21 protein-coding genes are annotated in these 24,152 nt (G+C 39.2%); 13 read left to right on the top strand and 8 right to left on the bottom strand.

The genetic code is table 11. The features are described from left to right. Positions 1-11 precede the first annotated feature (11 nt). The gene (locus tag ACNSN2_RS08860) at positions 12-1,400 is read left to right on the top strand and encodes a YjiH family protein (RefSeq protein WP_418607074.1); all 1,389 of its coding nucleotides are present in this window, start codon (positions 12-14) and stop codon (positions 1,398-1,400) included. Between the two features lie 32 nt (positions 1,401-1,432). Here ACNSN2_RS08860 and ACNSN2_RS08855 read toward each other — a convergent pair whose 3' ends face one another. Continuing rightward, positions 1,433-1,582: a DUF2897 family protein gene (locus ACNSN2_RS08855; protein ID WP_109874463.1), complete on the bottom strand. Its 150-nt coding sequence runs from the start codon at positions 1,580-1,582 to the stop codon at positions 1,433-1,435. An 85-nt stretch (positions 1,583-1,667) separates the two neighbouring features. Then, positions 1,668-2,204 (bottom strand): acyloxyacyl hydrolase, encoded by a 537-nt coding sequence (locus ACNSN2_RS08850; protein ID WP_010388480.1) that lies wholly within the window; start codon positions 2,202-2,204, stop codon positions 1,668-1,670. 246 nt (positions 2,205-2,450) lie between these two features. Between ACNSN2_RS08850 and ACNSN2_RS08845 the strand changes: the two genes are divergently transcribed. Together ACNSN2_RS08845 and ACNSN2_RS08840 are read left to right on the top strand one after the other, a co-directional pair. Further along, complete coding sequence (locus tag ACNSN2_RS08845; protein ID WP_036932808.1) at positions 2,451-3,044, top strand: MlaC/ttg2D family ABC transporter substrate-binding protein; 594 nt, start codon at positions 2,451-2,453, stop codon at positions 3,042-3,044. A gap of 210 nt (positions 3,045-3,254) precedes the next feature. Continuing rightward, positions 3,255-4,592, top strand: coding sequence for an ankyrin repeat domain-containing protein (locus ACNSN2_RS08840; RefSeq protein WP_109874464.1), 1,338 nt, complete (start codon positions 3,255-3,257; stop codon positions 4,590-4,592). Between the two features lie 64 nt (positions 4,593-4,656). Here the strand turns inward: ACNSN2_RS08840 and ACNSN2_RS08835 are convergent, their stop codons facing one another. Genes ACNSN2_RS08835 through ACNSN2_RS08815 form a run of 5 tightly spaced genes read right to left on the bottom strand, consistent with a single transcriptional unit; the run spans position 4,657 to position 8,177 of the window. Then, positions 4,657-5,109, bottom strand: a complete 453-nt coding sequence (locus ACNSN2_RS08835; protein ID WP_008464564.1) for a DUF2069 domain-containing protein — start codon at positions 5,107-5,109, stop codon at positions 4,657-4,659. After that, positions 5,106-5,660, bottom strand: coding sequence for an NAD(P)H:quinone oxidoreductase (wrbA, locus tag ACNSN2_RS08830; RefSeq protein ID WP_008112996.1), 555 nt, complete (start codon positions 5,658-5,660; stop codon positions 5,106-5,108). The genes ACNSN2_RS08835 and wrbA overlap by 4 nt, the downstream gene beginning before the upstream one ends. After that, positions 5,660-6,007: an arsenate reductase (glutaredoxin) gene (arsC, locus tag ACNSN2_RS08825; protein ID WP_036932810.1), complete on the bottom strand. Its 348-nt coding sequence runs from the start codon at positions 6,005-6,007 to the stop codon at positions 5,660-5,662. The genes wrbA and arsC overlap by 1 nt, the downstream gene beginning before the upstream one ends. 55 nt (positions 6,008-6,062) lie before the next feature. After that, a complete protein-coding gene (locus tag ACNSN2_RS08820; protein WP_418607072.1) occupies positions 6,063-7,520 on the bottom strand; it encodes a M48 family metalloprotease in 1,458 nt (485 codons plus the stop codon). Between the two features lie 12 nt (positions 7,521-7,532). Beyond that, positions 7,533-8,177 (bottom strand): hypothetical protein, encoded by a 645-nt coding sequence (locus tag ACNSN2_RS08815; RefSeq protein WP_008113002.1) that lies wholly within the window; start codon positions 8,175-8,177, stop codon positions 7,533-7,535. A gap of 143 nt (positions 8,178-8,320) precedes the next feature. Between ACNSN2_RS08815 and ACNSN2_RS08810 the strand changes: the two genes are divergently transcribed. From ACNSN2_RS08810 to ACNSN2_RS08775, 8 genes are all read left to right on the top strand, one after another. Then, a complete protein-coding gene (locus tag ACNSN2_RS08810) occupies positions 8,321-8,539 on the top strand; it encodes a hypothetical protein (protein WP_008113003.1) in 219 nt (72 codons plus the stop codon). Beyond that, positions 8,532-9,608 (top strand): AI-2E family transporter, encoded by a 1,077-nt coding sequence (locus tag ACNSN2_RS08805; protein ID WP_008113005.1) that lies wholly within the window; start codon positions 8,532-8,534, stop codon positions 9,606-9,608. The genes ACNSN2_RS08810 and ACNSN2_RS08805 overlap by 8 nt, the downstream gene beginning before the upstream one ends. Positions 9,609-9,715: 107 nt before the next feature. After that, on the top strand, positions 9,716-11,971 hold the full coding sequence (locus tag ACNSN2_RS08800) for an aminotransferase class V-fold PLP-dependent enzyme (protein WP_418607069.1): 2,256 nt from the start codon (positions 9,716-9,718) through the stop codon (positions 11,969-11,971). Between the two features lie 310 nt (positions 11,972-12,281). Then, positions 12,282-13,928 carry a glucose-6-phosphate isomerase gene (pgi, locus tag ACNSN2_RS08795; protein ID WP_075169038.1) on the top strand — a complete coding sequence of 549 codons (1,647 nt, stop codon included), beginning with the start codon at positions 12,282-12,284 and terminating at the stop codon, positions 13,926-13,928. A gap of 236 nt (positions 13,929-14,164) precedes the next feature. After that, positions 14,165-15,637 carry a glucose-6-phosphate dehydrogenase gene (gene zwf / locus ACNSN2_RS08790; RefSeq protein WP_008113010.1) on the top strand — a complete coding sequence of 491 codons (1,473 nt, stop codon included), beginning with the start codon at positions 14,165-14,167 and terminating at the stop codon, positions 15,635-15,637. Positions 15,638-15,640: 3 nt separating this feature from the next. Further along, positions 15,641-16,351 carry a 6-phosphogluconolactonase gene (gene pgl / locus ACNSN2_RS08785; RefSeq protein ID WP_418607066.1) on the top strand — a complete coding sequence of 237 codons (711 nt, stop codon included), beginning with the start codon at positions 15,641-15,643 and terminating at the stop codon, positions 16,349-16,351. Positions 16,352-16,923: 572 nt separating this feature from the next. Next, positions 16,924-19,542, top strand: a complete 2,619-nt coding sequence (locus tag ACNSN2_RS08780; RefSeq protein ID WP_054201152.1) for a TonB-dependent receptor — start codon at positions 16,924-16,926, stop codon at positions 19,540-19,542. Between the two features lie 76 nt (positions 19,543-19,618). Continuing rightward, positions 19,619-21,154, top strand: a complete 1,536-nt coding sequence (locus tag ACNSN2_RS08775; RefSeq protein WP_418607064.1) for a tryptophan halogenase family protein — start codon at positions 19,619-19,621, stop codon at positions 21,152-21,154. A gap of 37 nt (positions 21,155-21,191) precedes the next feature. Here the strand turns inward: ACNSN2_RS08775 and ACNSN2_RS08770 are convergent, their stop codons facing one another. Then, positions 21,192-21,902, bottom strand: a complete 711-nt coding sequence (locus ACNSN2_RS08770) for a DUF6445 family protein (RefSeq protein ID WP_418607062.1) — start codon at positions 21,900-21,902, stop codon at positions 21,192-21,194. A gap of 297 nt (positions 21,903-22,199) precedes the next feature. Here ACNSN2_RS08770 and ACNSN2_RS08765 point away from each other — a divergent pair, with 297 nt between their 5' ends. Then, positions 22,200-22,904, top strand: a complete 705-nt coding sequence (locus ACNSN2_RS08765) for a SapC family protein (protein WP_418607060.1) — start codon at positions 22,200-22,202, stop codon at positions 22,902-22,904. A 124-nt stretch (positions 22,905-23,028) separates the two neighbouring features. Beyond that, positions 23,029-24,069: an isoaspartyl peptidase/L-asparaginase family protein gene (locus ACNSN2_RS08760; protein ID WP_418607058.1), complete on the top strand. Its 1,041-nt coding sequence runs from the start codon at positions 23,029-23,031 to the stop codon at positions 24,067-24,069. Positions 24,070-24,152 lie beyond the last annotated feature (83 nt).

Genomic DNA, 24,152 nt, shown 5'->3' with positions numbered 1-24,152 from the left:
AGGTTGAAAATATGTCTCAGTTAGATTCATCACGCCCAGCACCCGTTCAAAAAAGTTATGATTTGAAAGTTTGGTTGGTTTTTTTAATTCCTTCTTTAATCGGTGTGTTTTTGTTTATGACGCCAGTACCGTCTGGTGAAATAATGACGATTCCTATCGCGGTAATGGCCAAGGCAATTCAAGCCTCATTCAGTGAAATAGCGCTAGGGCTAATAGCTACCATTATTTGTATTACTGGCGTTATGTCGCTGGTGTTTAGTGTCTTTAAACCGAAAAGCTTAACCAAATTTCGCTTATTAAATCATTTGTTTAATGTGAGTTGGATTTGGTTAGTAACACGGTTGTTTGGTATGGCGTTTGTGCTTTTAACTTATTTTCAAGTTGGACCGCATGCTATTACCTCAGAAAATACTGGCTTGTTAGTATTAAAAGATTTATTACCGGTGTTGTTTTCGGTGTTTATTTTAGCGGGCTTATTACTGCCGTTATTACTTAATTTTGGTTTACTTGAGCTGGTGGGTACCTTACTTACTAAAGTAATGCGTCCATTGTTTGGGGTGCCAGGGCGCAGTGCAGTTAATTGTGTTGCTTCATGGTTAGGTGATGGTAGCGTAGGTATTTTAATGACTGCGCGTCAGTATGAAGATAAATATTATACTCAACGTGAAGCTGCGATTATTGGTACCACTTTCTCTGCTGTATCAATTACCTTTTGTTTAGTTGTTATTGGCCAAGTAAAGCTTGAATACTTATTTGCACCTTTCTACCTAACCGTGTGTTTAGCCGGTGTAGTGGCCGCAATAATTGTTCCGCGTTTACCACCACTGCGTTTTAAAAAGGACGTGCTTATTGATGGTGAAGAGCCCGATGGAAACGCTGAATTGGTTCCTGAAGGCAAAACATTATTTAAGCATTCACTTGATGTTGCATTAACTAAAGCAGAAAAAGCACCAGGCTTAAAAGGCACAATTGAAGAGGGCTTACACAACGCATTCGATATGGTGTTTGCAGTATTACCTGTGGTAATGGCTGTGGGTACATTTGCTTTAATTATTGCTGAGTACACGCCGATATTTCAATATTTAGGTATGCCGTTTATTCCATTTTTAGAATTACTACAAATACCTGAAGCTGAAATGGCGGCGCAAACGATTATGGTGGGATTTGCAGATATGTTTATTCCGTCTATTTTAGCCGCAGGCTCAATTGAAAGCGATGTAACACGTTTTATTATTGCGGCAATGAGTGTAACGCAACTTATTTATATGTCTGAAGTGGGCGCACTTTTATTAGGTAGTAAAATACCGGTTAATATTTTTGAGTTATTTGTTATTTTTATTCTCAGAACTTTAGTAACCTTGCCAGTTATTGCCTTAATGGCGCACTGGTTAGTTGGCTAGAGTGACTGATTAGTTGAAAAAGCCCTGAATATTCAGGGCTTTTTTGTTTCTTTGTCTTGCGTTGATGAAATTGATACTGAGGGTTTAAACTCGCTTTTTGCACTTAAGCGCAGCAGTACTAAATTGCCGATAACAATAGCCAGTACAATCGAGATAACGAGTACGATTTGCCAAATTTGCATTACGATGCTCTTATATTTTATTAAGCGGTTATTATGACCACATTAAATAAAAGCTGCAATGCTCTCTAGAGCTGTAAATAAGCAATTAGAAACGTTGTGCCACCGACAAGGTTAAAAAGTTAATCCCTGGGTTGGGAGATTTAAATCCGGCGTTTGAATAGTGAATAATTCGCAGCGCTACATTGGTTTCACCAAAATCCGCCACTAGACCTATTCTGTCTTCAAACTGGTAGTGAGTACTTAGGTTTTTATCGGCAAAATAGCGTTCATCAAGTAAGGAAAAGCCAATACCAGCCTCTACATAAAATGGCGTGTTGTATAGGCTAAATGCTGGGAACTGCACTACTGGCGAAACAGCTAACACCAGGTTTGATTGTGACTGTTGATCATGGCGGTAATGCCACAGGTTAATGCTGCTTTCAAGGTAAAAGCGGGCATCACCCACAAAGTTTTGCGCACCCTCTGGATGATACTGATACGCAAGCTTTACTCCAGTTACATTGCCTTCGCCTTTTAATAAGTCTACAGCGTAGCCATGGTTTGGTGATGCATAGGCTGCATGAGTTGTCAGTAAAAATAAACAAAAAACAATAATAGAAATCATATTATATGAGGTTTTCATAATGGCCAACTACGGGGGAAATTAAATTAGTAATTAAATGATAAGGGCGGTGAATTACTGTTTTCAATGAGGACAAAAATCCGCTTGTAGATGGCTTGTTAACTGAACTCTTTAACTAATTGAATTTATTTAACTAATTATATTGGTGCTAATTTGGCATTAATAAGGTGCTTATTTATGCCTTTTTTGTTGCCTGTTATTTGCGTAAATTACGCTAAACTTAATTATTTAAACTATCCATTTATTATGAAACTTATAAAGCTTTTAGTGGTTGTTGCTGTTTTTTTCAGTAGTGCTTTGTATGCACAAACTCAGCCGTCACCTAAACAATTATTGCAAACTGTAGCCGAATCATTATTTAACGATATTGGGCAGGTAAATGCGCAAGGTAATGCCAGCAAAGAAGCGATGTCTTTAATTGTTGAGCAGCGTTTGATGCCACATATTGATATTAAGTTTGTGTCGTTTAAATTATTAGGTAAACATATTAAAGGTATCAACCGCGAGCAGGGCGTTGCGTTTATTGGTGCGGTGGAGCATTACTTAACGGGTACTTATGCGAGTGCACTAATGAAGTATACAGGGCAAGATGTAATATTTGAGCAAGACGCCGCTGCAAGCGACTCTAAATTTGCCACTGTTAAAACGCAAATTATTGAAACTAATAAACCCACCATAGATCTGCACTTTAAACTGCGTTTGGGGAATGATCAGCAATGGAAAGTATACGATATTGTTGCTGAGGGAATTTCGTTACTCAGTGCTAAGCAAAAAGAGATCATTCAACGAATTTCTGATGTGGGATTAGACCAAGTCACAGCAGAACTGCAGCAAAGTTAGTTCCTTTGCAATTAAAAGCTCCAACCGTAAAAGCAGCTGATGGCGCATGTCGTTAGCTGCTTTTGTATTTTGGTCTATATTGCATGAGTTTACGCTAGCTTGACTACCAAGCTGTGTTAGAATATCGACTTCTTTGATTAAGCGTGGTGTCAGCTAAAAACTGTTATAACTGACCACTCACCCGAGCTACACTGGAGTTGTGTTGTTTTAATGGAAAACGTACTAATTTGGCCAAAGGAATACCCGTTATTGGTCAAAGGGCTGGTTGAACAAAACGGTGCCTTCATTTTAGATGCTTTAGAAGCTTGGCCTGCCTGTCGCTCTACTGAAGAAGATGATGGTGTTTGTACTACGGTTTTGCCCCCAATTTATTATTTAACCTGGTTAACCCCCCTAGAGCCGTTCGAAGAATGTTATTTTCAGCATATCTGTGAATATGATGAAGATGCACAAGTCTATATTGCTGCACTTAAAGAGCATTATTTTGCCAATGATTACAGTATAGAAAATATTGTCTTAATGTTGTGTCAGCGACTTGAAAAATATGCAAGTGTATCGGCACAAAATAATATCGAAACGCCGCTTTCATTAATCAGTCTGTTTTTTAGTAAACGTTTTTTTACTTTGATAGAACATGCGCTTGAACAGGGTGCTAAGCTGTCAGCTGCAGATACGTTATCTATTTGGCAAGAGGTCGACTTTAGAGAGCGTTTAAGTGCGCATATTCCTCAGTCGATTGCAGACATTGAATATTTAGCAGAGCTTACTAGCGAAAAGGTAGCTGCAGGCAAAGATTACTTTACTTTATTAACTCAGGTTTCGCCTGATGTTGATTCTATTGTGTTGTTAGAAAATGCCTTACTCGCCCATTTAAACAAGAAAAAAGCTAAGCAAACCATGGCTATGCGCTTTATTGAACAAGGTGCTACGGGTACCTTGACCGATGAAGATAACAAAACAGCATTTATGTGGGCTGCAGAAAAAGGCTATGTAAATGTAGTAGAAATGCTCCTGCAATACCAAGATAAAAAAGCCGTAGACATTAAAGGTAATACAGCGCTGCATTACGCGGTGATGAGTAAAAATGAATCGTTAATGATTTTACTGCTTAAAGCAGGGTATGATTTTAGAGCGCGTAATAACGACGGATTAAGTTGTTACCGTTTAGCTGTAAGCATCAAAGCCAGTAACTTAGTTAAATGCCTTGAACGTGATTTTGGTATTAAAGAATTATCGCCAGAAGGGCAGTTAGATCGAATTAAAAAAGTGCATGTATTACATGCGGTTGTGGCTTTATTGTTACCGCTACAGTTGTTTTTCTTTTTTGATGAAAATATCACTATAAAAAGTGAGCTCACTCTTTTTATGACCATGACGGCGGTGGTGTGTTTTTTCTTTGCTACAAATTTAAAGCGCTGTTCGTTGTATCCGCACGTAAAGCACCCTTGGGGGTTGTTTTTATTAAGAATGATGTCGGTTTTTAGCCTTGTATCCCAGCTAGGTTTAGCGTGTATAGTGGGACTAGCAGCTTTAAGTGAGTTAGTTTAACCACTTACTTAATTATAAAAAAAACGCGCTAATAAAGCGCGTTTTTTATGTTCTGAGCTGATAGCTATGAGTTGTTTTTATCGTGTTCATGCGCTGCTTTTTCTTCAGCAAGTTCATCTTTAAGCTTACGAATTTTAAGTCCAAGCTCTTGTCCTCTATGGCGTGCATAGTAAGTACAGCCAATAAACATAGATGAGGCAAATAGTAACTCTAGCAATACCCATACTAACTCATCTTGAGCAACCCATAGCAATGTAAAACCATGGATAAAATAAAACATAACAATGAAGTTAGCCCATGCATAGGTGTAGGTTTTATCTTGTAGTATGCCTTTTAAAGGTAATAATAGCGGTAGCACATAGACTAAAAATAGAAAGGCGTCACTGTGACCCTCTCTCGGTGCTAACACAAACATCCATAGTGGCATTAAAATAAGCAGGCCAAAATAACCAAATAGGGCTAGGCGCTGAAATTTTACGGTCACTGGCTTTTTAGCAGACTCGCTATTTTGGGTCATTTAAGTTTACTCGCTACTTGAGTCAAGCGTTTGCCTACGCTTTGACATATTTTAATTTCATCTTTACTTAGGGTAGAGCTGTTACTGCTGCCAGCAACGTGGGAAGCGCCGTAAGGTGTGCCTCCAGTTTCGGTACCAAGAAGTTCTGGTACATCGTAAGGCACCCCCATTAACATCATCCCGTGATGCAATAACGGCAGTGACAAGTTTAGTAGGGTTGCTTCATTGCCCCCATGCATACTACTCGATGATGAGAACACACAAGCAGGTTTATCGATAAGTTGACCTTTAAGCCAAAGATCGCTGGTGGTTTCCCAGAATGTCTTTGCTTGTGCGGCCATCATGCCAAAGCGGGTTGGCGTACCAAACGCAAGCCCATCACAGGCAACTAAATCGTCTTTACTGATCACAATGTCATGCGGGTTTTTAGCTACAAACGTACGCAGCAAGGCGGTTGCGCCTTGTTGTTCTATTGATTCTGCTATTTCATGCGCCATGGCTTCTACCGAGCCATGGCTTGAGTGGTACAGCACCACGATGGTTGTGCTCATTATAGAACGCTTAATACGTTTTCAGGCGGGCGACCTAGTGCTGCTTTATTGTTATTTACTACAATTGGGCGCTCAATTAGTTTTGGGTTTTCGACCATAGCGTCAATAAGCACCGACTCGCTATTTTCATCTTTTAAATTCAGTGCTTTATATTGTTCTTCTTTGGTGCGCATTAAATCTCGGGCCGAATTAAACCCCAGTTGAGAAACTAAGGTACTAATTTGCTCATGAGAAAGCGGTGTTTTTAAGTATTCAACAACACTCGGTTCGATGTTTTTACTTTGTAATAGGTTAAGGGTTTCGCGCGATTTTGAACAACGCGGATTGTGATAAATAGTAACTGACATAAAAAGTACATCCAAAGTATAAATTGCGGCTATTTTAGGTGAACTCACTAAAGACTTAAAGCCTTGCTAGCTCTTTTTGCAATAACCGATATTGTGTGAGTAACGCTTTTAAACGTTGTTGTTTTACATTTTCATTTGGCTCAACAAAATTAAGTGCTTTTTGTATTTCGTCAGCTGCTTTTAAATATGCGCCATATTGCGATAACACATCGGCGTTAGCTTCGTGATATGCGGCTAATTTTTCTTGTTTTTTATAGGCGTCGGTCAAAAGCTGCTTACCCAAACTATGATCTGGCTTCTCCAATAAAAACGATTTTAATACATTTTCGGCTAACTCATATTGCTCAGCTTCCAACGCGGCATTTGCATAATTTAAAGTGATCACTTGGTTGTTTGGCCGATAGTTATTTAATTCACTTAAATAACTAACTGCTTTAGCTGCTTTTTTTTGTGCAATGAGTAAATCTGTTTTTGTATCAATATAAAATAAGTTTTTAGGATCGCTAGCTAATAGCTCGTCCAAGATAGGCTGCGCTTCCTCCGTTTTCTTTTGATCGATTAAGCTGATAGCTAATCCATATTGTAACGCTACGTTGTTATAAGTATTTTCGCGCATTAACTTTCTAAATAGGGCCTCTGCATTTTCTGGCTTGTTATCGTAACGTGCCAGTACACGGCTTTTAGCTAAATTAAAATCCAGACTAGAGCCTACTTGGCGTTTTGGATATTGCTCGGCGCGCAAGCGTACATCCGACACGCGGCTTTCTGGCAGCGGGTGAGTCAGTAGAAATGCCGGGGGTTTATATTTATAGCGAATTTGCGCTGCAAGCTTAGTTAAAAATTCACTGGAAGCTCGGGCGTCAAACCCCGCATTGTTAAGGGTTTGCATACCAATTCTATCGGCTTCTTGTTCCGCAGAGCGGCTATGGGTGAGTTGGCTAAATGCCGACTGGGTTTGGCTGGCTGAAATAATCGCCATACCTGCATCTGGGGCTACAACGGCCGCTAAAATACCGGCTATCATACCGGCAATGGTTAGACCGCTATTGTCTTGTTGTTGCTGAATACGCCTTGCTAAGTGGCGTTGTGTTACGTGCGCAATTTCGTGACCAAGCACTGAAGCAAATTGACTTTCGTTATCGGCTTGAGCAATTAAGCCTGTATGCACACCTACATGACCGCCATAAAATGCAAAAGCATTAATTTCAGGGTTATTTAACCAAAAAAAAGAAAAGCCAAAGCGTACATCATTGGCGTTCGCAACCAACTTTCGGCCTAAGGTTGTTAGGTATTCATCAAGCACCGGATCGTTAATTAATGGCGAAGAACCTCTGATCTGCATCATCATCACTTCACCAATTGCCTTTTCTTTCTCCAATGGTAAAGCCTGCAGCGCAGACGTGCCTAAGTCGGGCAGTTGAAGTTTGGTTTGTGCCTTTAACGGCTCACTCATTAGCAGGCTAAATGTAAGCACTGCACTGCATAAAGTGATAAAGGCTGATTTTAGCTGCATTATATTCCTTGTTTATTTTTTATCAGAGGCACTAGTTGGATCATCGGTGTATAAACGGCTGTCCTTTTCACATAGTTGGTAAAACGACTTTATTGTGACCCCATCAACCTTAACAATGTTCAATTGAGTTTGTAAAAAAGCAATAATTTTATGAACTACTTTATGTGAATGTAAAATAAGTGCCTTGTCTGCTTCATCGCCTTGGTCTAAGTAAAAACCAATAAATTTGTGTAATTGATTAATGCGAATAACGGTTTTCATGGTCAATGGATCCCATAATATAAATTCCATTGACTCATCATGTCGAGCGTATCTATCGATGGTAGTATCATGGGAAAAAGGGAACGCTTGTAGTTCAAAACCGCGCTCGGTAAATACTTGATGCAACGAAATTCGTGGCTTGTTATTACTTTCTTTCTCAAAAAGCTCGTTTGGGTCGATACCCAGCGCCTCTAGATTCCAATTGCGTTTATCGATGATACGCTTAATGGCATTATCAAAGCCGTGATCTAAAATACTTTCACATTCACTTACCGACGAAGCTACTAAATGATAAAAATGCGGCAGCTCCCCCCAATTAATTTGTTTTTTAAACCAATTAATTTCTTTGAGAGTTGGATTGCTAGGCAATTGCGCTTTATTATGCGAATTAGGCATTAACGTATCCTTTTAGCTAACTATGCTATAAGGATAAACCATTGCAGAGGTTGTTTTAAGAAAAAGTTAAATTTAACTGCGGTTAATCTTAGTTAGCCCAGCTATAGGACTTATTATTAATGTGAACAGGTAGTGAAACGAGTATGCTAGAGCTAGATTTGCGCGCTTATAAATGCCCTCAGCAATTTATTCAGTTTAAATTAGGGCTGCGTGAGGCAATATCGTTAAAACAAGCAATTACCTTTAATATCTCAAGCGAGCAAAATACAGATGATATTGAACGATATTTGCAAAAAAAAATGTATTATTACAAGTTAAATAAACAACAAGCGTTGTTATTAGTGGAGCCGTTGCGTGTTTGAATATGTAAAAGCATGGTATGAAAAAAAGTTTTCTGATCCTAATTCAGTAACTTTACTTTTTTTATTATTGGCACTGGTTGCCATGTTGTACTTTTTTGGCCCATTAATTGTGCCTGTGTTAGTGGCGCTGATCATTGCTTATTTGTTAGATTGGCCTGTAGTTCACTTGGAGCGATTTGGCTTAAAGCGTTTTACTGCCACTAGCATAGTCATGCTGATATTTATTGGTATTATGCTCACCTTAATATTAGTTATTGGCCCGGTGCTTTGGCAGCAAAGTAGTAACTTAGTGCAAGAAACACCGCATATGGTTGAGCAAGGTAAATCGTTTTTACTCGACCTTCCAGCTAAATATCCCAGCCTAATTAGCGCAGAGCAAGTACAGTCTATTGTGGTAACGGTAGAGACCAAAGTGCTTGAATTTGGCCAAGTGGTGCTGTCGGCATCGCTCAATTCATTAAAAGATGCTGTTGCGTGGTTAATTTATCTTATTTTAGTACCGCTACTGGTGTTTTTTATGCTGAAAGACAAAGTAGAGCTCAGTGCCAGCATTGCTAAACTGATCCCGCGCCAACGACGCTTAATTTTGCAAGTGTGGCATGAAATGAATCAGCAAATAATGAATTATATTCGGGGTAAAGTATTCGAAATTTTAATTATTGGCTCGGTGTCTTTTATTGCCTTTACGGTATTGGATTTACGTTATGCGGCGCTGTTAGGTGTGTTAGTTGGCTTTTCGGTGCTTATTCCATTTGTTGGTGCTGCGCTGGTGACTATACCTGTGGCGGCGGTGGCGCTGTTTCAGTTTGGTTTAGAAACCCAGTTTTGGACCATTTTAATTATTTACGGCATTATTCAAGCGCTTGATGGCAATGTGTTAGTCCCTTTATTGTTCTCTGAAGCGGTTGATTTAAACCCGGTGTTTATTATTGTCGCCGTACTATTTTTTGGTGGGCTGTGGGGCTTTTGGGGGGTGTTTTTTGCTATTCCATTAGCATCATTAGTAAAAGCGCTTATTAAGGCGTGGTCATCCACACATGAAGAACTCGCAGAAGAGCTCGGTAACTAAAAAGTATAGTAAACGCACTTTAATTACTAAAGATTATTATTCATTCCTTTTAAAACTATGTACTATTGGGAATAAGATATATTTTTTAGCAATAAGGTGCGTTTTTAATGTCAGAGTTTTTATTGCCAGATGAACCCAACAACCAAGTTTATCTTGATGCAAATGCGACCACACCTGTATTGCCATGTATTGCAGAGGTGGTGTGCCATGCGATGCAAATTTGTTTTGGTAATCCCTCAAGTCCCCATATAACCGGTATTCAAGCCAAACACTTATTAGAACAAACGAGGCAAAAAGCGCGCAGCGTGATTGGTGCGCAGCAGGGCGATATATTATTTACCTCAGGTGCGACCGAAGGTATTCAAACTGCTATCGTATCAACCTTAATTAATGCCAAACAGCACACAAAATCTAAACCGGTTTTATTGTATGGAGCAACTGAGCATAAAGCGGTGCCTAATACATTAAAACATTGGAATGCCGTGCTTGAAATTAATGCTGAAATTATTGCTATTCCGGTTAACCGAGACGGTATTTTAGATTTAGACTTTATTGCTCAGCACATTGATAACGCCCTGATGATTTGTACTATGGCTGTTAATAATGAAACCGGTGTATACCAAGATTTAAGTGCTATAGAAAAGGTGATCCGCAGTCGAAATAGCGATGTGACTTGGATGGTTGACTGTGTGCAGGCACTGGGTAAACAACAACTCAACCTAAGCGAAACCACGATTGATTATGCGCCATTTTCAGGACATAAGCTCTATGCACCTAAAGGCATCGGCTTATTGTATATTCGTAAAGGTAGCCCATATACGCCATTTATAGCTGGTGGTGGCCAAGAAAGTGGCATGCGCTCAGGTACAGAAAACCTGCCCGGTATTGCAGGGCTTAATAAGCTGTTTAGTTTGCTGCTTGATAAACAAGACGATACTTTTAAATCAGCAGATGTACTTAATTTGTATCGCGATAAACTGCATATCGCTTTAGTTGACACCTTTGGAAGTATTACCTTTAATCATGATTTTGCCTGCTCAGTGCCCACAACACTAAACTTTGCAGTTAATGATTTAACCAGTAAAGAAGTTATTGATTTATTTGACGCTGCAGGTATTAGAGTCAGCGGTGGCTCAGCCTGTAGCACGGGCGCAACCCAAAGTTTTGTGCTTGATGCGATGGGAGTGTCACAGTGGCAAAGTGAAAATGCGATTCGTTTATCGTTTGGGCCTGCTGCCACTATGGCGCAAATAAATTATGCATGTGAACAAATTCGCGCACTTAAAACAGTGTTACAAGCAAATTGTTTGGTTATTTCTGATAGTAGCTTAGTAGCACAAGAAGTATGTGCCTTGGGGCTTACCCAATTTAGACACCAAGGTGCTTGCAGTTGGTTGTATGTAGCTGACGATCAACAGGCAATTATTATTGACCCTATCATTGAGTTGATCCCTCGATTTGAAAAAATAGTGAATACACAAAATTTAACTATTACTGCTATTTTAAACACGCATGAGCATCAAGATCGTCACTGCGCTCTTGATTTAATGCGCAGCGCACTCAAAACAAATTTAGTTGCTGGTGAAGTTGATCAATTAGGCTGGCCTGTTAATTGTGAACAATTGCAACTAACCGAACAAGTACTTGAAAAGCTAGCGACGCCTGGGCACAGCCAAGATAGCGTGAGTTATTTATTAAAGGCTAATAACGGCGATGTACAGTACTGTTTTTGTGGTGATTTAATTTTACCTGCGGGGCTTGGTAATACAGTACTTGATGGGGGAGATGCGATGCAGATGGCACACTCTTTGACTAAGTTAACTACAGAGCTTAATCCGCAAAGCGTGGTGTGCTCTGGGCATGATTATCAACAGTGTTTCGCCATGAATTGGGCTGTGCAAAAGCAGCAAACACCTTTATTAAAAGCGCTTATTGAAGGTGATATCAGCGATACTGAATTTGCCATGCAAAAACAACAAGCAGACTCACAACAACACACATTAGCAAATTCGCTTTGTGGTTATGTTAATGCAAAGCCTAAAGTCGAAACTTCGCAGCTTAGTTTTAATCAAGCGAAGGAAATGCTCTCACATAACAGTGTATATTTAATTGATACCCGAGAGCCTTATGAGCATGGCGCTAACAATATCAGTGGATTGCTTAATGTGCCTGAGGCTAAAACTTTAAATATTCCTCTAAGCCGAATGGCCAATGCACTAACCCAAGGGCAACTAGATAAAAACAATCAATACATATTGGTGTGTCGCAGTGGAAATCGTTCAAAAATTGCGGCGGCAAACCTAATTGAACTTGGTTATAACCGCGTTTTTAACTTATCGGGTGGTTTAGCATTGACCAGCTAATAGTTTAATAAAAGAAAAAGGCCGACATGTGTCGGTCTTTTTTTTGCCTGCTTTAATCGAAGATTAATAAAATGTTCATTGTGCAGAGGGGGTGAACAGTTGTTAAATTCAATTTTTAATTTTATGATACCGGTGTCAAAAGCAAAAAATTGCGCTATTATCTGCATCAAAGCTTATAAAAATAACGCAATTTAGACCATTTAAGCTATAATGTTGGGCTTTGCTTTTTACAAAAATCGCTTGTTCAGTGTCGTAAAAAATAAAATAAAATGCTTAAAATCAATAGATTAATTAATTAGGGGATGTTTACATGGCGAGCCGTTCTGAGTTAGTAAGTTGGCAAGCACTAGAAAATAGTGCACAAAAGATGACACAAACACATCTGAAAACTTTATTTGCACAAGACGATTCTCGTTTTTCTCAATTCTCTACTCAAATTCCAGGTGTGTTGTTTGATTACTCAAAACAACGCATAGATGAAAACGTATTTGGTCAATTAATTTCATTAGCGAAAGAATGCGATATTGAAGCATGGCGTGAGAAAATGTTTACCGGTGAAAAAATTAATATCACCGAAGACCGTGCGGTTTTACATACTGCGCTTAGAAATCGCGCTCATACACCGCTTATTGTTGACGGCGAAAATATTACAGAAGCGGTCGATAGCGAACTTGCCAAAATTAAGACCTTTGTTGAAAAAGTGCGAAGTGGTCAATGGCTAGGTTACACCGGAAAAGCGGTAAAAGATGTGGTTAGCATTGGTGTTGGTGGTTCAAACTTAGGGCCGCAAACGGCAACTGAAGCACTTAAAGCAGTGGTTGATAAGCCATTAAACGTTCACTATGTTTCAAACGCAGATGGCGTACAAATTGCGTCAGTATTAGATAAAGTAGATCCTGAAACCACGTTATTTGTAATTTCGTCAAAGACATTTACTACCTCAGAAACCATGACTAACTCAAAAACAGCGGTTGATTGGTTTTTAGACAGTGCAAAGGATGACAGCGCTATAGCAAAGCATTTTGTTGCAGTAAGCACTAATTTAGAAAAAACTGCTGCATTTGGTATTAGTGACGAAAACGTATTTACAATGTGGGATTGGGTTGGCGGTCGTTTTTCACTTTGGAGTGCCATTGGTTTACCTATTGCACTTTATGCTGGGTTTGAAGCATTTGAGGCCATTTTAGAGGGAGCGTTTGAAGTTGATGAGCACTTTAAATCGGCGCCGCTAGAACAGAATATTCCTTTAATTATGGCGCTACTCAGTGTTTGGAATACCAGCTTTTTAGGGTTTGATTCGCAAGCTATTTTGCCATACGACCAAGCCCTGCATATGTTGCCAGCATATTTGCAACAAGGTGAAATGGAAAGTAATGGTAAACATGTAACCTTTGATGGACAGACAGTGCCATACACTACCGTGCCAATCATTTGGGGTATGACAGGGATAAACGGTCAGCATGCGTTTTATCAATGTTTGCACCAAGGTAATGTCATTGTTCCCGCTGACTTTATTGGCTCTGTAAAGCCTCAGGTTAACGTAGATAAGCATCACGATATTTTATTATCGAACTTTTTTGCACAAACCGAAGCACTAATGAACGGGGTCGATGCACAGCAGATAACGGCTGATTTAACAGCCAAAGGCAAAACGCCTGCACAAATTGAAATGCTGCTAAAGCATAAAATTCACCAAGGAAACCGCCCAACAACGTCTATATTATTAGACACGATTGATGCAAAAGCGGTCGGTCGATTAATTGCACTGTATGAGCACAAGATTTTTTGTCACGGTATTATTTTACAAATATGCTCATTTGATCAGTGGGGCGTAGAACTTGGTAAAGGCTTAGCATCTAAAATTGAAGCTGAATTAACCGATGATAACGTGGTTAATGAGCATGACAGTTCAACACAAGGCTTAATGGCGTACTACAAACAATACCGTACGCAGTAACATATTCACTTATTACACAATAAGTAACCAAATACCTTTGAACGGGTAGCGCTGGAGTCCTAGGGCCTGTATTTTTGTGAGAGGAATTACAGTGTCCCTAGACCCATTTTTTATGGCGCATATAACGCACAACAATTAGTAGGCTTTGTGCTGAGGCCTACATTATCCAGATAATAAACCGCTATAACTGATTACCAATACGGTAGTGGCAGGTAGCATAAACGTAGAGAGTAACTATGCTTAATCCTTTTGATATTATAATTTTTGGGGGCGGTGGTGATCTTGCGTTACGCAAATTACTTCCTGCAATGTATCGAGCATATCAAGAAGGTAACTTACCGCAAGGCTCACGTATTTTGCCTACCGTGCGCGAACAAAGTAAATGCGATGAATACATCGATACTGCACACAAAGCGTTACAAGAATTTTTAAGCGAAGGCGAATATAACGCAAAAGATTGGAAATCGTTCTCAGACTTTTTAGTACCCGTAGTGAGCAATGTCACCGAAGCGGATGATAACTGGGATGTACTGAAAAAAATTCTAGATGAAGATGACAACGATAAATCACGAGTATTTTACTTATCTCTCCCACCTGCTGTTTATGGCACCTGTTGTGAAATATTATCAACGAAAAAACTAATTACCGCCAACTCGCGTGTTGTAGTAGAAAAACCAATTGGTTACTGCGGTGAGTCAGCAGAAGTGATTAATGCGAAAATTGCACAGTACTTTAACGAAGAACAAATTTTCCGTATTGACCACTATTTAGGTAAAGAAACGGTGCAAAACTTAATGGCACTGCGTTTTTCAAATTCATTATTTGAGAACATGTGGGATGCTAAATCGATTGATAATATTCAAATTAGCTTGTCAGAAACGGTAGGGCTAGAAAGCCGTGCAGGTTTTTATGACAAAGCCGGTGCCTTACGTGACATGGTGCAAAACCACTTGTTACAATTACTTTGTTTAGTGGCTATGGAGTCACCACATAAGTTAAATGCTAACAGCATTCGTAACGAAAAATTAAAAGTATTAGAAGCTTTACGTCCACTTGAGGGTACAGATGTAGATAACCATATTATTCGTGGTCAATACGTACCCGGTGATTTAAACGGTAAAATAGTTCCAGGTTACCTTGAGGAGCTAAACGAGGGAGCGAGTAAAACCGAAACTTTCGTGGCTATTCGTGCGCATATTGATAACTGGCGCTGGGCAGGCGTGCCTTTTTATCTGCGCACCGGCAAACGAATGGCGAAGCGCTGCGCTGAAATTGTGGTTGAATATAAAAAAGTATCGCATAACGTGTATGAAGACAGCGTAGGCAATATTGAACCAAATCGTTTGGTTATTCGTTTACAGCCTCAAGAGAGTATTCAATTAACGCTGATGTCAAAGCGTCTTGATAACTTAGATATGCAACTTGAACCTGTAACGATGAATATTGAATTGTCACAAGCGTATAGTAATGGTTTCCATTCAGATGCTTACAAGCGTTTAATGCTTGATGCAGCGGCTAATAATCCTTCATTATTCATTCACCGCGACGAAGTTCGTCAAGCGTGGAAGTGGATTGATCCAATAATTGAACGTTGGCAAGAAAAGGGTAAACCTTCATTGTACCGAGCGGGTAGTTGGGGGCCTGAAGACGCCGATGAATTATTAGCAGAAAATAATCATGTTTGGTTTAACACCGGTGATAAGGCATAAATAATGGCAACGATAGTAGAGAAATTTTTTGACGATAAAGCCGCTTTAACTGAGGAATTATCTCAGTCATTAGAACAAGCATTACGTGATGGTATTGAGGCTGATGGCCGCGCAGTATTAATGGTTTCAGGGGGGTCTTCACCTGAGCCGGCTTATAAACATTTATCTACCCTTGATTTAAACTGGGCTCATGTTGATGTTGCTATGGTTGACGAACGCTGGGTTGAGGTAAGTCATGAAAAAAGTAATGAAGCATTCATTAAGCGTACTTTGCTACAAAACCATGGTGCAGCGGCTAATTTTATTAGCATGAAAAATGCAGCATCCACTGCAGAGCAAGGTGTTGATGAATGTGAAACGCAGTTTCAAGCATTAAAACGCCCGTTTGATGTTACTATTTTAGGTATGGGTCCAGATGGACATACTGCTTCGTTATTTCCACATGCTCAAGGGTTGGAAAACGGCTTAGATTCAAACCAACTTGTGTGTGCCATAAACGCAATTGAGAGTGATGTAACAGGTAGTATTACCGAACGAATGAGCTTATCGCTAAATGCAATTTCACAGTCTAAAGTAGTTAAATTACTTATTAGTGGCGATGAAAAGCTGGCTGTGTATAAGCAAGCTTTAGCGGGTGGTAATGTTAATGATATGCCGTTACGTGCAGTTCTAAATCACCCTGAGATCAACATTGAAGTGTATTGGGCACCTTAATTTAGTCTAAACTAGGTGCTTTAAAACCATGTTGTATTGATGGTTTAATGAAAGGTCAGTTGCTTTTGCTACTGGCCTTTTTTATTGCGACATGTTTTTGTCATTAATCAATTAATAACAAAGTGCTGTAAACATTTGAAGTTTAAACATTTCCCTTAAGCTAAGTACCTTTTAAATCCTATTACACCTCCCAAAAGTCATTAACTAAAGCTTTATTTGTAAATTAAAACAATTAGTTAATCTTCAGGTACAATTGAGTAATATAGCATGTTAATCGCTTCAGCTATCCGCAAAGTCGACTACTCTAAATACATTAAGTATAAAAAACGCCATTATTTACATGCTTGGTATGAAGAGTAAGCATCGGACGAACTCTACTTTTTTATAAAATAATAAATCACCATAAAATCAATGACTTAATTATGTATTAGTTAAAATTCATACAAAAAGCGCGGAAAAATGTAGCAAAAATGTAATTTAGCATGTATGGTTTGTTACTACTATGACAGCGCTGTCATGGCGGTTAGGCAAAATGATAAACAAAACCAATAAAATGATTCGAGGGGAATCCTGTGTTAGCTAAAAATTTTAAAAAAAGCTTATTAGCAGTAAATATCGGCTTAGTTGTGGGAGCTGGCTTTACTGGTGCTGCATTCGCAGCCGATGAAGTTAAAGTTCAAGATGATGTTGAAGTCATTGAAGTACGCGGTATACGCGCTTCAAATAAAGAAAACTTAAACGGAAAACGTTTTTCTAATGCTGTTGTTGATGTTGTAACAGCGGAAGATGTTGGTAAGTTTCCTGATGGCGATGTAGGTGAATCTCTTGGTCGTATTTCTGGTGTAAGTGTATCTCGTCAATTTGGACAGGGTCAGCAAGTATCGATACGTGGTGCTTCAGCACAACTTACACGTACATTGCTTGATGGTCATACAGTTGCGTCAACAAGTTGGTTTGACCAACAAGCCGTAGACCGCAGTTTTAACTACTCATTATTACCTTCAGAATTAGTCGGCGGCTTAGAAGTTTATAAGTCGTCACAGGCTAATCTAGTTGAAGGTGGTATTGGTGGCACTGTTATTGTTAAAACACGTAAACCTCTAGATTTAGATGCAAACACTGTATTTGCAAGTGTAAAAGCTGATTATGGTACAGTTTCTGAAGAGACAGATCCTGAACTTTCTGGCTTATACAGCTGGAAAAATAATAATGAAACATTTGGTATCTTAGCGGCGGGTTCTTTATCAGAAGTAGATTACCAACGTAACGGTATTGAATCATCAGGTGGTTGGAGTGGCGGTATGGCACCAACAACATTCCAACAAGCACGTGAACGTACAGCTTATAATGTTGCCATGCAATACCAGCCATCAGATTCGCTTGTATTAGGCCTGACTTACACTAGCTTAGAGCTAGATGCAAATAATGCTAACTCGCAAATAATTATCTTCCCAGGCGACGGCTCATGTGAGCAAACTAATGCTTCAGGTAATTGTGTCTCTCGCACAATTGACGGAAATGGCACTGCTTTTTTCCAAACATGGGCGCGTAAAGCAAGCATGAAGTCTGATACGGTTGATTTTGACTGGCAATATGATGCAGAGTCATTCACATTTAAAGGTCGCGTAGGTAAAACCAGTGCTGACAGTGACGTAACAACTGCAAACTATGGTATGTTTACTAATAACAATAGTGATCTAAATGGCTCTATGGATATGACTGGTGATGTGACTAAATTTAATTTAGCAAACCAATCTTACGATGCGAGCATTTTACCTGATACCATCAGTCCGCAAACATGGGCGCCTGAATATAATCCTGATTCAGATGAAGAAAGCTACTTAAACTTAGATTTCGAAATTCCACTTGATCTTGGTGTGGTTACTGCTATTAAAACTGGTTTAAGATATGCCGATCATAAAGTTGTTCAAGATGGTAATGCTGCTATTGTAAACCCAGATTTAGTGCCTGTGCGAAATGCATCTGCATACTACCCTGGTACAGTGACTGCGGGCGGTGGCTTTGTTATACCTGAACCTGATATGGATTTAATGATTGCTGATTCATTAGCAATGACTGAAGGTTATACTGCACGCCCACAAGCTTATGGCACCATTGAAGAAGAAAATTTAGCAATCTATGCGATGGCTGATTTTGACGCAGGTGGTATTCGCGGTAATTTAGGTGTGCGTTACATCTCAACTGATATTTCGTCAGATTACTATGACTTAAGCGATGAAGGTGTTTACGATTCTACCTTATCTACAGATAAAGCAGATTACAGTGAGTTCTTACCAAGCTTAAACGTCGTTATGGACTTAGCTGACAACGTCATTTTACGTACCTCGGCAGCACAAGTTATTTCTCGTCCTAATTACGCTGACTTATTTGCAACGCGTAATCTAGCTGGCTATACAGATAATCGCCCTTTAAATGAAGTTTTAAATACTGGTAACGTTGGTTTAAGCCCGTTTAAAGCATTCCAAGCTGATATCGGTGTTGAATGGTATTTTGATGACGATGCAATGTTAAGCGTCACTTACTTTACTAAAGAAGTAAGTTCGTTTATCTCTACACAACAACAAACGAATCAACAAATTGGTATTGATATCCCAGTTTATACAACTAACCCAGATGCAGGCGAACCACCATGTGGCGCGCAGCAATATGACTGTTGGACTGTGAGCTCTTCTACCAACGGCACAGGTGGTTCAATTGAAGGTATTGAGTTCCAAATTCAAGATTCGTTTGATAATGGCTTTGGTTATTCATTTAACTATACCTATTCAGATGCTGAGGCTCCAGCAGAGAACTACCCGGACCGTGTTGGTGTATTTTCTGATTCATCGAAAAATAGCTACAACGTAGTTGGTTTTTATGAAAATGATGATTTTTCTGCACGTTTAGCATATAACTGGCGTTCAGAGTTTATTATTCGTGAAGCACCAGGTTGGTATGGTAACCGTGAGCATCAAGCCTACGGACAGCTAGATTTCAGTGCAACGTACTCTGTAACTGACTACTTAGATGTTACTTTCGAAGGTATTAACTTAACAGAGGAAGACAGTATTCAGCTTGGTAATAATGATGCATCAACATCATTACCAAACCCTGATCTACTCAATGACTTCCCAGTGTGGAGCTTTGAAGGTGAAGCACGTTATAAACTTGGTGTAACAATGCGTTTCTAATATGCTGAGTTAATAAAAGTAATCTAGGCCCAGCATTGCTGGGCTTTTTTACGAGATTAAACATCATTGGTGATTTATGAATATAAAAAAAGTGGCAATTTTAGGTGGTGGAACAGCTGGTTGGTTAGCTGCAAACCACATTGGCAAAGAGCTGCTGAAGCGCAAAGGTGTTTCAGTGACTTTAATTGAGTCACCCGATATACCGCCAATTGGAGTAGGCGAAGGCACAGTACCCGACATAAGAAACACGCTAAAAACTTTTGGTATTCGTGAAGATGAATTTATTCGCCAATGTGATGCGACGTTTAAGCAGTCGATAAAATTTGTTAACTGGATGGATAAAAAAAAGCATGGAGAAGGTAATTTTTTTCATCATTTATTTGATGTGCCAAACCCCTACGATACTAAACATTTAACTCAACATTGGTTAAACGATAAGCAAAAATCAAAAAGTCATGCGCAGTATTTATCTTCTCAGCACGCTATTTGTGAGGCTGGTTTAGCCCCCAAAAGTATCACTAATGCCCAATATGAGGGCGAGTTAGCTTATGCGTACCATTTCAATGCAGGGAAATTTGCGCAACTGCTCTCGTGTAATGCAAAAGATAAGTTTTCGGTGTCTCACGTACATACCAATGTAACTCAAGTAAAGCTTGCTAATGATGGCGCAATAGCAGCGTTAGTGACTGACAGCGAAGGTGAACTTGAATTTGACTTTTATATTGATTGTTCGGGTTTTGAATCTTTACTCATAGATAAAGCTTTAAAAGTCCCTTTCGTTGATGTGTCTGATAGCTTACTGATAAATAGCGCCTTAGTTGTGCAAGTACCTACAAAAGAAGACGATGATATTCCGCCTTATACACTTGCTACCGCTCATCAAGCTGGCTGGATTTGGGACATTGCGCTTACAAATAGGCGGGGAGTGGGCTTTGTTTATTCAAATAACCACATGACCGATGAACAAGCACATGAAAAACTGAACCGTTATCTAGGGGCAAGTAAGCAAGGTCTTAGTTATAGAAAAATCCCCATGAGAGTAGGTTATCGTGAAAAGTTTTGGCATAAAAACTGTGTCGCGCTTGGCTTAGCGCAAGGCTTTTTAGAACCATTAGAGGCAACCTCTATTTTATTAACTGATTTTTCAGCGAAGTTTTTAACCCTACGTTTTCCATCATCAACTGAGCAGCTTGAACAGTTAGAAACGCGGTTTAATCACGCTATGGGGTATGCGTGGGAACGTACTATTGATTTTATTAAATTGCACTACTGTATTTCAGATAGAACAGATTCAGCTTTTTGGGTGGCCAATAAAAGTGATGACACTATTTCTGAGTCATTAAAAGAAAAGCTTAGTTTGTGGGAAGAGTTCATTCCGGTTAGAGATGACTTTTTCAGCCAGTTTGAAGTGTTTTACTTAGAAAACTTTTTATTTGTACTTTATGGAATGCATTTCAACACTAAGGCACCGCCTTGTACCAGTGCAGAACATGAACACTGTTTAGTACGTTTACAACAACGAGCTGAGATAGATCAATACTTAATAAATAAGCTACCCAATCACAGAGCGCTTTTAGATAAAATTAAACAATATGGACTGCAGTCAATCTAATGATTTGTGAAAGGTTTAAGCGCTATATTCACAAAGATCATCGTACACTTGCGAAAGAGGCTATCGAAAGACGGCCTTTTTTAGCATCCGCTAAGCAGCTTTGTTCAGAATAAATATTGGCACTGTGTAATAAGTTACCTTGGTAAATAACAAGGCGGTTAAATTTAGCATCAACTTTAAAAACCTGTTCAAATAAACTGGTGCTGCCAGATAAATAGCCTTGATGCTCATTAGGGGCTTTTTTAACATCATTAACTATATCTGCGAGCAGTGGTTTGTGCTGTTGTTTAAATTCAATAATGTTTTGAGGTATATACTTATAAATACTTGTTCCACCAAGCTCCTCTGGCGATAAGTAATGTACAAATGCGTAATCTCTCTCATCACAAGAATCAATATGCGGTACTTTTTGATCAACAATTAAATTCGCAGGTTTGCATGAAGCTAATGAAAGTAAACTTTTATGAAGAATAGACTCTTGATAATTTTTATTGTCTATTTTAGGCAGTATTTCATTTTGAAAAAATGCATGTAAAACCCTTAAATAAGGTTGCGGCATATTGTCGCGAATACCAGGGTAGAAGGAGTTGTCTGAAAACATAGGGTTAAAGTAGGCTATGTTGTGAGCAAAATTCATTACACTACTGGTATCTAAAAGAAAATCATCAACAACGAAGGCTGATAGCTTGGTGCCAGGGATCATCAGTTTTTCAATTTTTAAGTTTGGGTTTACAGTTAAATTTTTCATTATTTTAGTGTCTATTTTTGCTGAAATTATCTAAGTGTGAATTTTTTATTTAGGCAAAAAATCAATATACCACCGAAGACAGCGTTGTCAAAGGACGCTTTTTGAGCTATCTAAGCGTGCGAATTTCACCTTTGGTAATGTTTACTAGTTATTTGTTGAAATAATCAGCGATAATGTTTTTGTTAATTAATAACGTACAAAATGACACAAAATTTTCACTTCCTTTTTGTCACCAAAACCTTTAGCCTTAGGCCACTAACAGAAAAAAATCAAATTAATAAATAACGGAGCAGTAACATGGCGGAGCAACAAGTACAGCCTTTACACAACGAAAAACATGCCAACACTAAAATTAAAAATGGCATCAACATCGAATTTATGAAAACTCAACACTTAGTGCCAGTGGTTGCACATGAGTTTGCGCGTATCGCCAATGAATTCCCAATGTCTTTTGTTAAAAATAACGAAACAGGTACTTTTCAAGCGGTTGCAATGTTTGGCCTAGAGCCAGGCGAAAATTTATTTATTGATGGCGACAAATGGACAGCATCATTTGCGCCTATGGCAACAACGCGTTACCCACTAGGTTTAGTAAAGCACCCAGAGCAAGATCAATTTGGTATCGTAATTGACGAAGCGAGCTCATTAGTTGGTGAAGAAGAGGGTAATGCATTATTCGAAAACGGTGAAGAAACTGATTACCTTAAGCGTCGTAAAGAAGCGTTAGTATCGTTCATTGAGTTTTCTCAAGTAACTGATGCTTTCACTAAATTCCTTGCTAATAAAGAACTACTGGTAGCACAAACGCTAACAGTTGATATTAAAGGTGAGAAAAAAGACATCAACGGTATTTACCTTATCGATGAGAAGAAACTAAATGAGCTAAGCGATGCAGACTTTCTTGAGCTTCGTAAGCGCGGTTATTTAGCACCAATCTATTCTTTCTTAACGTCTACACACCAAGTAGCACGTTTAGCACGTTTAAAAGCGCAACAAGCGTAACTTTAAACGAAATTAAAAAAGCGCCTTAGGGCGCTTTTTTTGTGCCATTAAACTCAGTTCACTTGAAAAACGCTTCATAACCATTCACATTGGTTTTAATCCTGTATTTATAAAAGAACACACAATGAAAAAATCACTATTATTAGGGCTCATTGCAACAAGTTTAATGGGGTTGAGCACGCAGGCATTGAGTGAAAACACAAATATGCCGTTTGCCATTGCGATTCATGGCGGTGCAGGCACGATTGAAAAAAGTAAATTTACGGCAGATCAAGAGCAAGCTTATCGCAATAAATTAGCAGAAGCTGTTGAGGCCGGATATAAGGTACTTGAACAAGGCGGAGAAAGCCTTGATGCAGTGACTACTGCCATTGAAGTACTTGAACAATCGCCTTATTTTAATGCCGGGCGTGGTGCGGTATATACCTATGATGGTAGTCACGAATTAGATGCCTCTATAATGGATGGTCGCAATCGTCAAGCAGGCGCTGTGTCAGGTATTAAACATATCGAAAGTCCAATTAAACTTGCCCGGTTAGTAATGGAAAAATCAGTGCATGTGATGTTAAGTGGTCAAGGTGCAGAAGAGTTTGCCAAAGAGCAAGGCGTGAGCCTAGTAGAGAACAATATATTTGATACTGAGCATCGTTATGAGGCTTTATTAAAAGCCAAAAAGAAACTCGAGGCGAGCAAAAATACCAGTAAAGATTATCAGGCAGCGCATAAAGCGTTACCAGTAAATTATAAAGTGGGCACGGTCGGAGCGGTGGCACTGGATAAACAAGGGAATTTAGCAGCGGGCACGTCAACTGGCGGAATGACCGCAAAACGTTTTGGTCGTATTGGCGATGCACCGGTTATTGGCGCAGGTACTTTTGCTGAAAATGCCTCATGTGCGGTTTCGGCAACTGGGCACGGCGAATATTTTATTCGTTATAATGTGGCAAGTGATATTTGTGCGCGAGTAAAGTACCAAGGTAAAACCATAGACCAAGCAGGTAATGAAGTAATAAACGAGGTGCTTAAACCGATAGGGGGCACCGGCGGTGTTATTATTATTGATACAAAAGGCAATATTAGTCTGCCGTTTAATACTTCAGGCATGTATCGTGCGAGTAAATCGAATACCCAAGCAACCTACGTAGGTATTTTTAGTGACGAATAAACACTATTAGTCACTGGCTGGTGGTTTATATAATAATCCCCTGATTGTTATATTCTTTACAGGATTAACCCCAGCCATTTAAT

Origin of the sequence: Pseudoalteromonas sp. US3C1013 (assembly GCF_048401115.1) — a bacterium.
In the GTDB taxonomy this organism is placed as follows: domain Bacteria; phylum Pseudomonadota; class Gammaproteobacteria; order Enterobacterales; family Alteromonadaceae; genus Pseudoalteromonas; species Pseudoalteromonas undina.
This window is presented reverse-complemented; position numbering and strand designations above follow the sequence as displayed.

Coding starts and splice junctions, on each gene's coding strand:
- ACNSN2_RS08860 (WP_418607074.1), top strand. CDS start 12: ATGTCTCAGTTAGATTCATCACGCCCAGCACCCGTTCAAAAAAGTTAT.
- ACNSN2_RS08855 (WP_109874463.1), bottom strand. CDS start 1,582: ATGCAAATTTGGCAAATCGTACTCGTTATCTCGATTGTACTGGCTATT.
- ACNSN2_RS08850 (WP_010388480.1), bottom strand. CDS start 2,204: ATGAAAACCTCATATAATATGATTTCTATTATTGTTTTTTGTTTATTT.
- ACNSN2_RS08845 (WP_036932808.1), top strand. CDS start 2,451: ATGAAACTTATAAAGCTTTTAGTGGTTGTTGCTGTTTTTTTCAGTAGT.
- ACNSN2_RS08840 (WP_109874464.1), top strand. CDS start 3,255: ATGGAAAACGTACTAATTTGGCCAAAGGAATACCCGTTATTGGTCAAA.
- ACNSN2_RS08835 (WP_008464564.1), bottom strand. CDS start 5,109: ATGACCCAAAATAGCGAGTCTGCTAAAAAGCCAGTGACCGTAAAATTT.
- wrbA (WP_008112996.1), bottom strand. CDS start 5,660: ATGAGCACAACCATCGTGGTGCTGTACCACTCAAGCCATGGCTCGGTA.
- arsC (WP_036932810.1), bottom strand. CDS start 6,007: ATGTCAGTTACTATTTATCACAATCCGCGTTGTTCAAAATCGCGCGAA.
- ACNSN2_RS08820 (WP_418607072.1), bottom strand. CDS start 7,520: ATGCAGCTAAAATCAGCCTTTATCACTTTATGCAGTGCAGTGCTTACA.
- ACNSN2_RS08815 (WP_008113002.1), bottom strand. CDS start 8,177: ATGCCTAATTCGCATAATAAAGCGCAATTGCCTAGCAATCCAACTCTC.
- ACNSN2_RS08810 (WP_008113003.1), top strand. CDS start 8,321: ATGCTAGAGCTAGATTTGCGCGCTTATAAATGCCCTCAGCAATTTATT.
- ACNSN2_RS08800 (WP_418607069.1), top strand. CDS start 9,716: ATGTCAGAGTTTTTATTGCCAGATGAACCCAACAACCAAGTTTATCTT.
- pgi (WP_075169038.1), top strand. CDS start 12,282: ATGGCGAGCCGTTCTGAGTTAGTAAGTTGGCAAGCACTAGAAAATAGT.
- zwf (WP_008113010.1), top strand. CDS start 14,165: ATGCTTAATCCTTTTGATATTATAATTTTTGGGGGCGGTGGTGATCTT.
- pgl (WP_418607066.1), top strand. CDS start 15,641: ATGGCAACGATAGTAGAGAAATTTTTTGACGATAAAGCCGCTTTAACT.
- ACNSN2_RS08775 (WP_418607064.1), top strand. CDS start 19,619: ATGAATATAAAAAAAGTGGCAATTTTAGGTGGTGGAACAGCTGGTTGG.
- ACNSN2_RS08770 (WP_418607062.1), bottom strand. CDS start 21,902: ATGAAAAATTTAACTGTAAACCCAAACTTAAAAATTGAAAAACTGATG.
- ACNSN2_RS08765 (WP_418607060.1), top strand. CDS start 22,200: ATGGCGGAGCAACAAGTACAGCCTTTACACAACGAAAAACATGCCAAC.
- ACNSN2_RS08760 (WP_418607058.1), top strand. CDS start 23,029: ATGAAAAAATCACTATTATTAGGGCTCATTGCAACAAGTTTAATGGGG.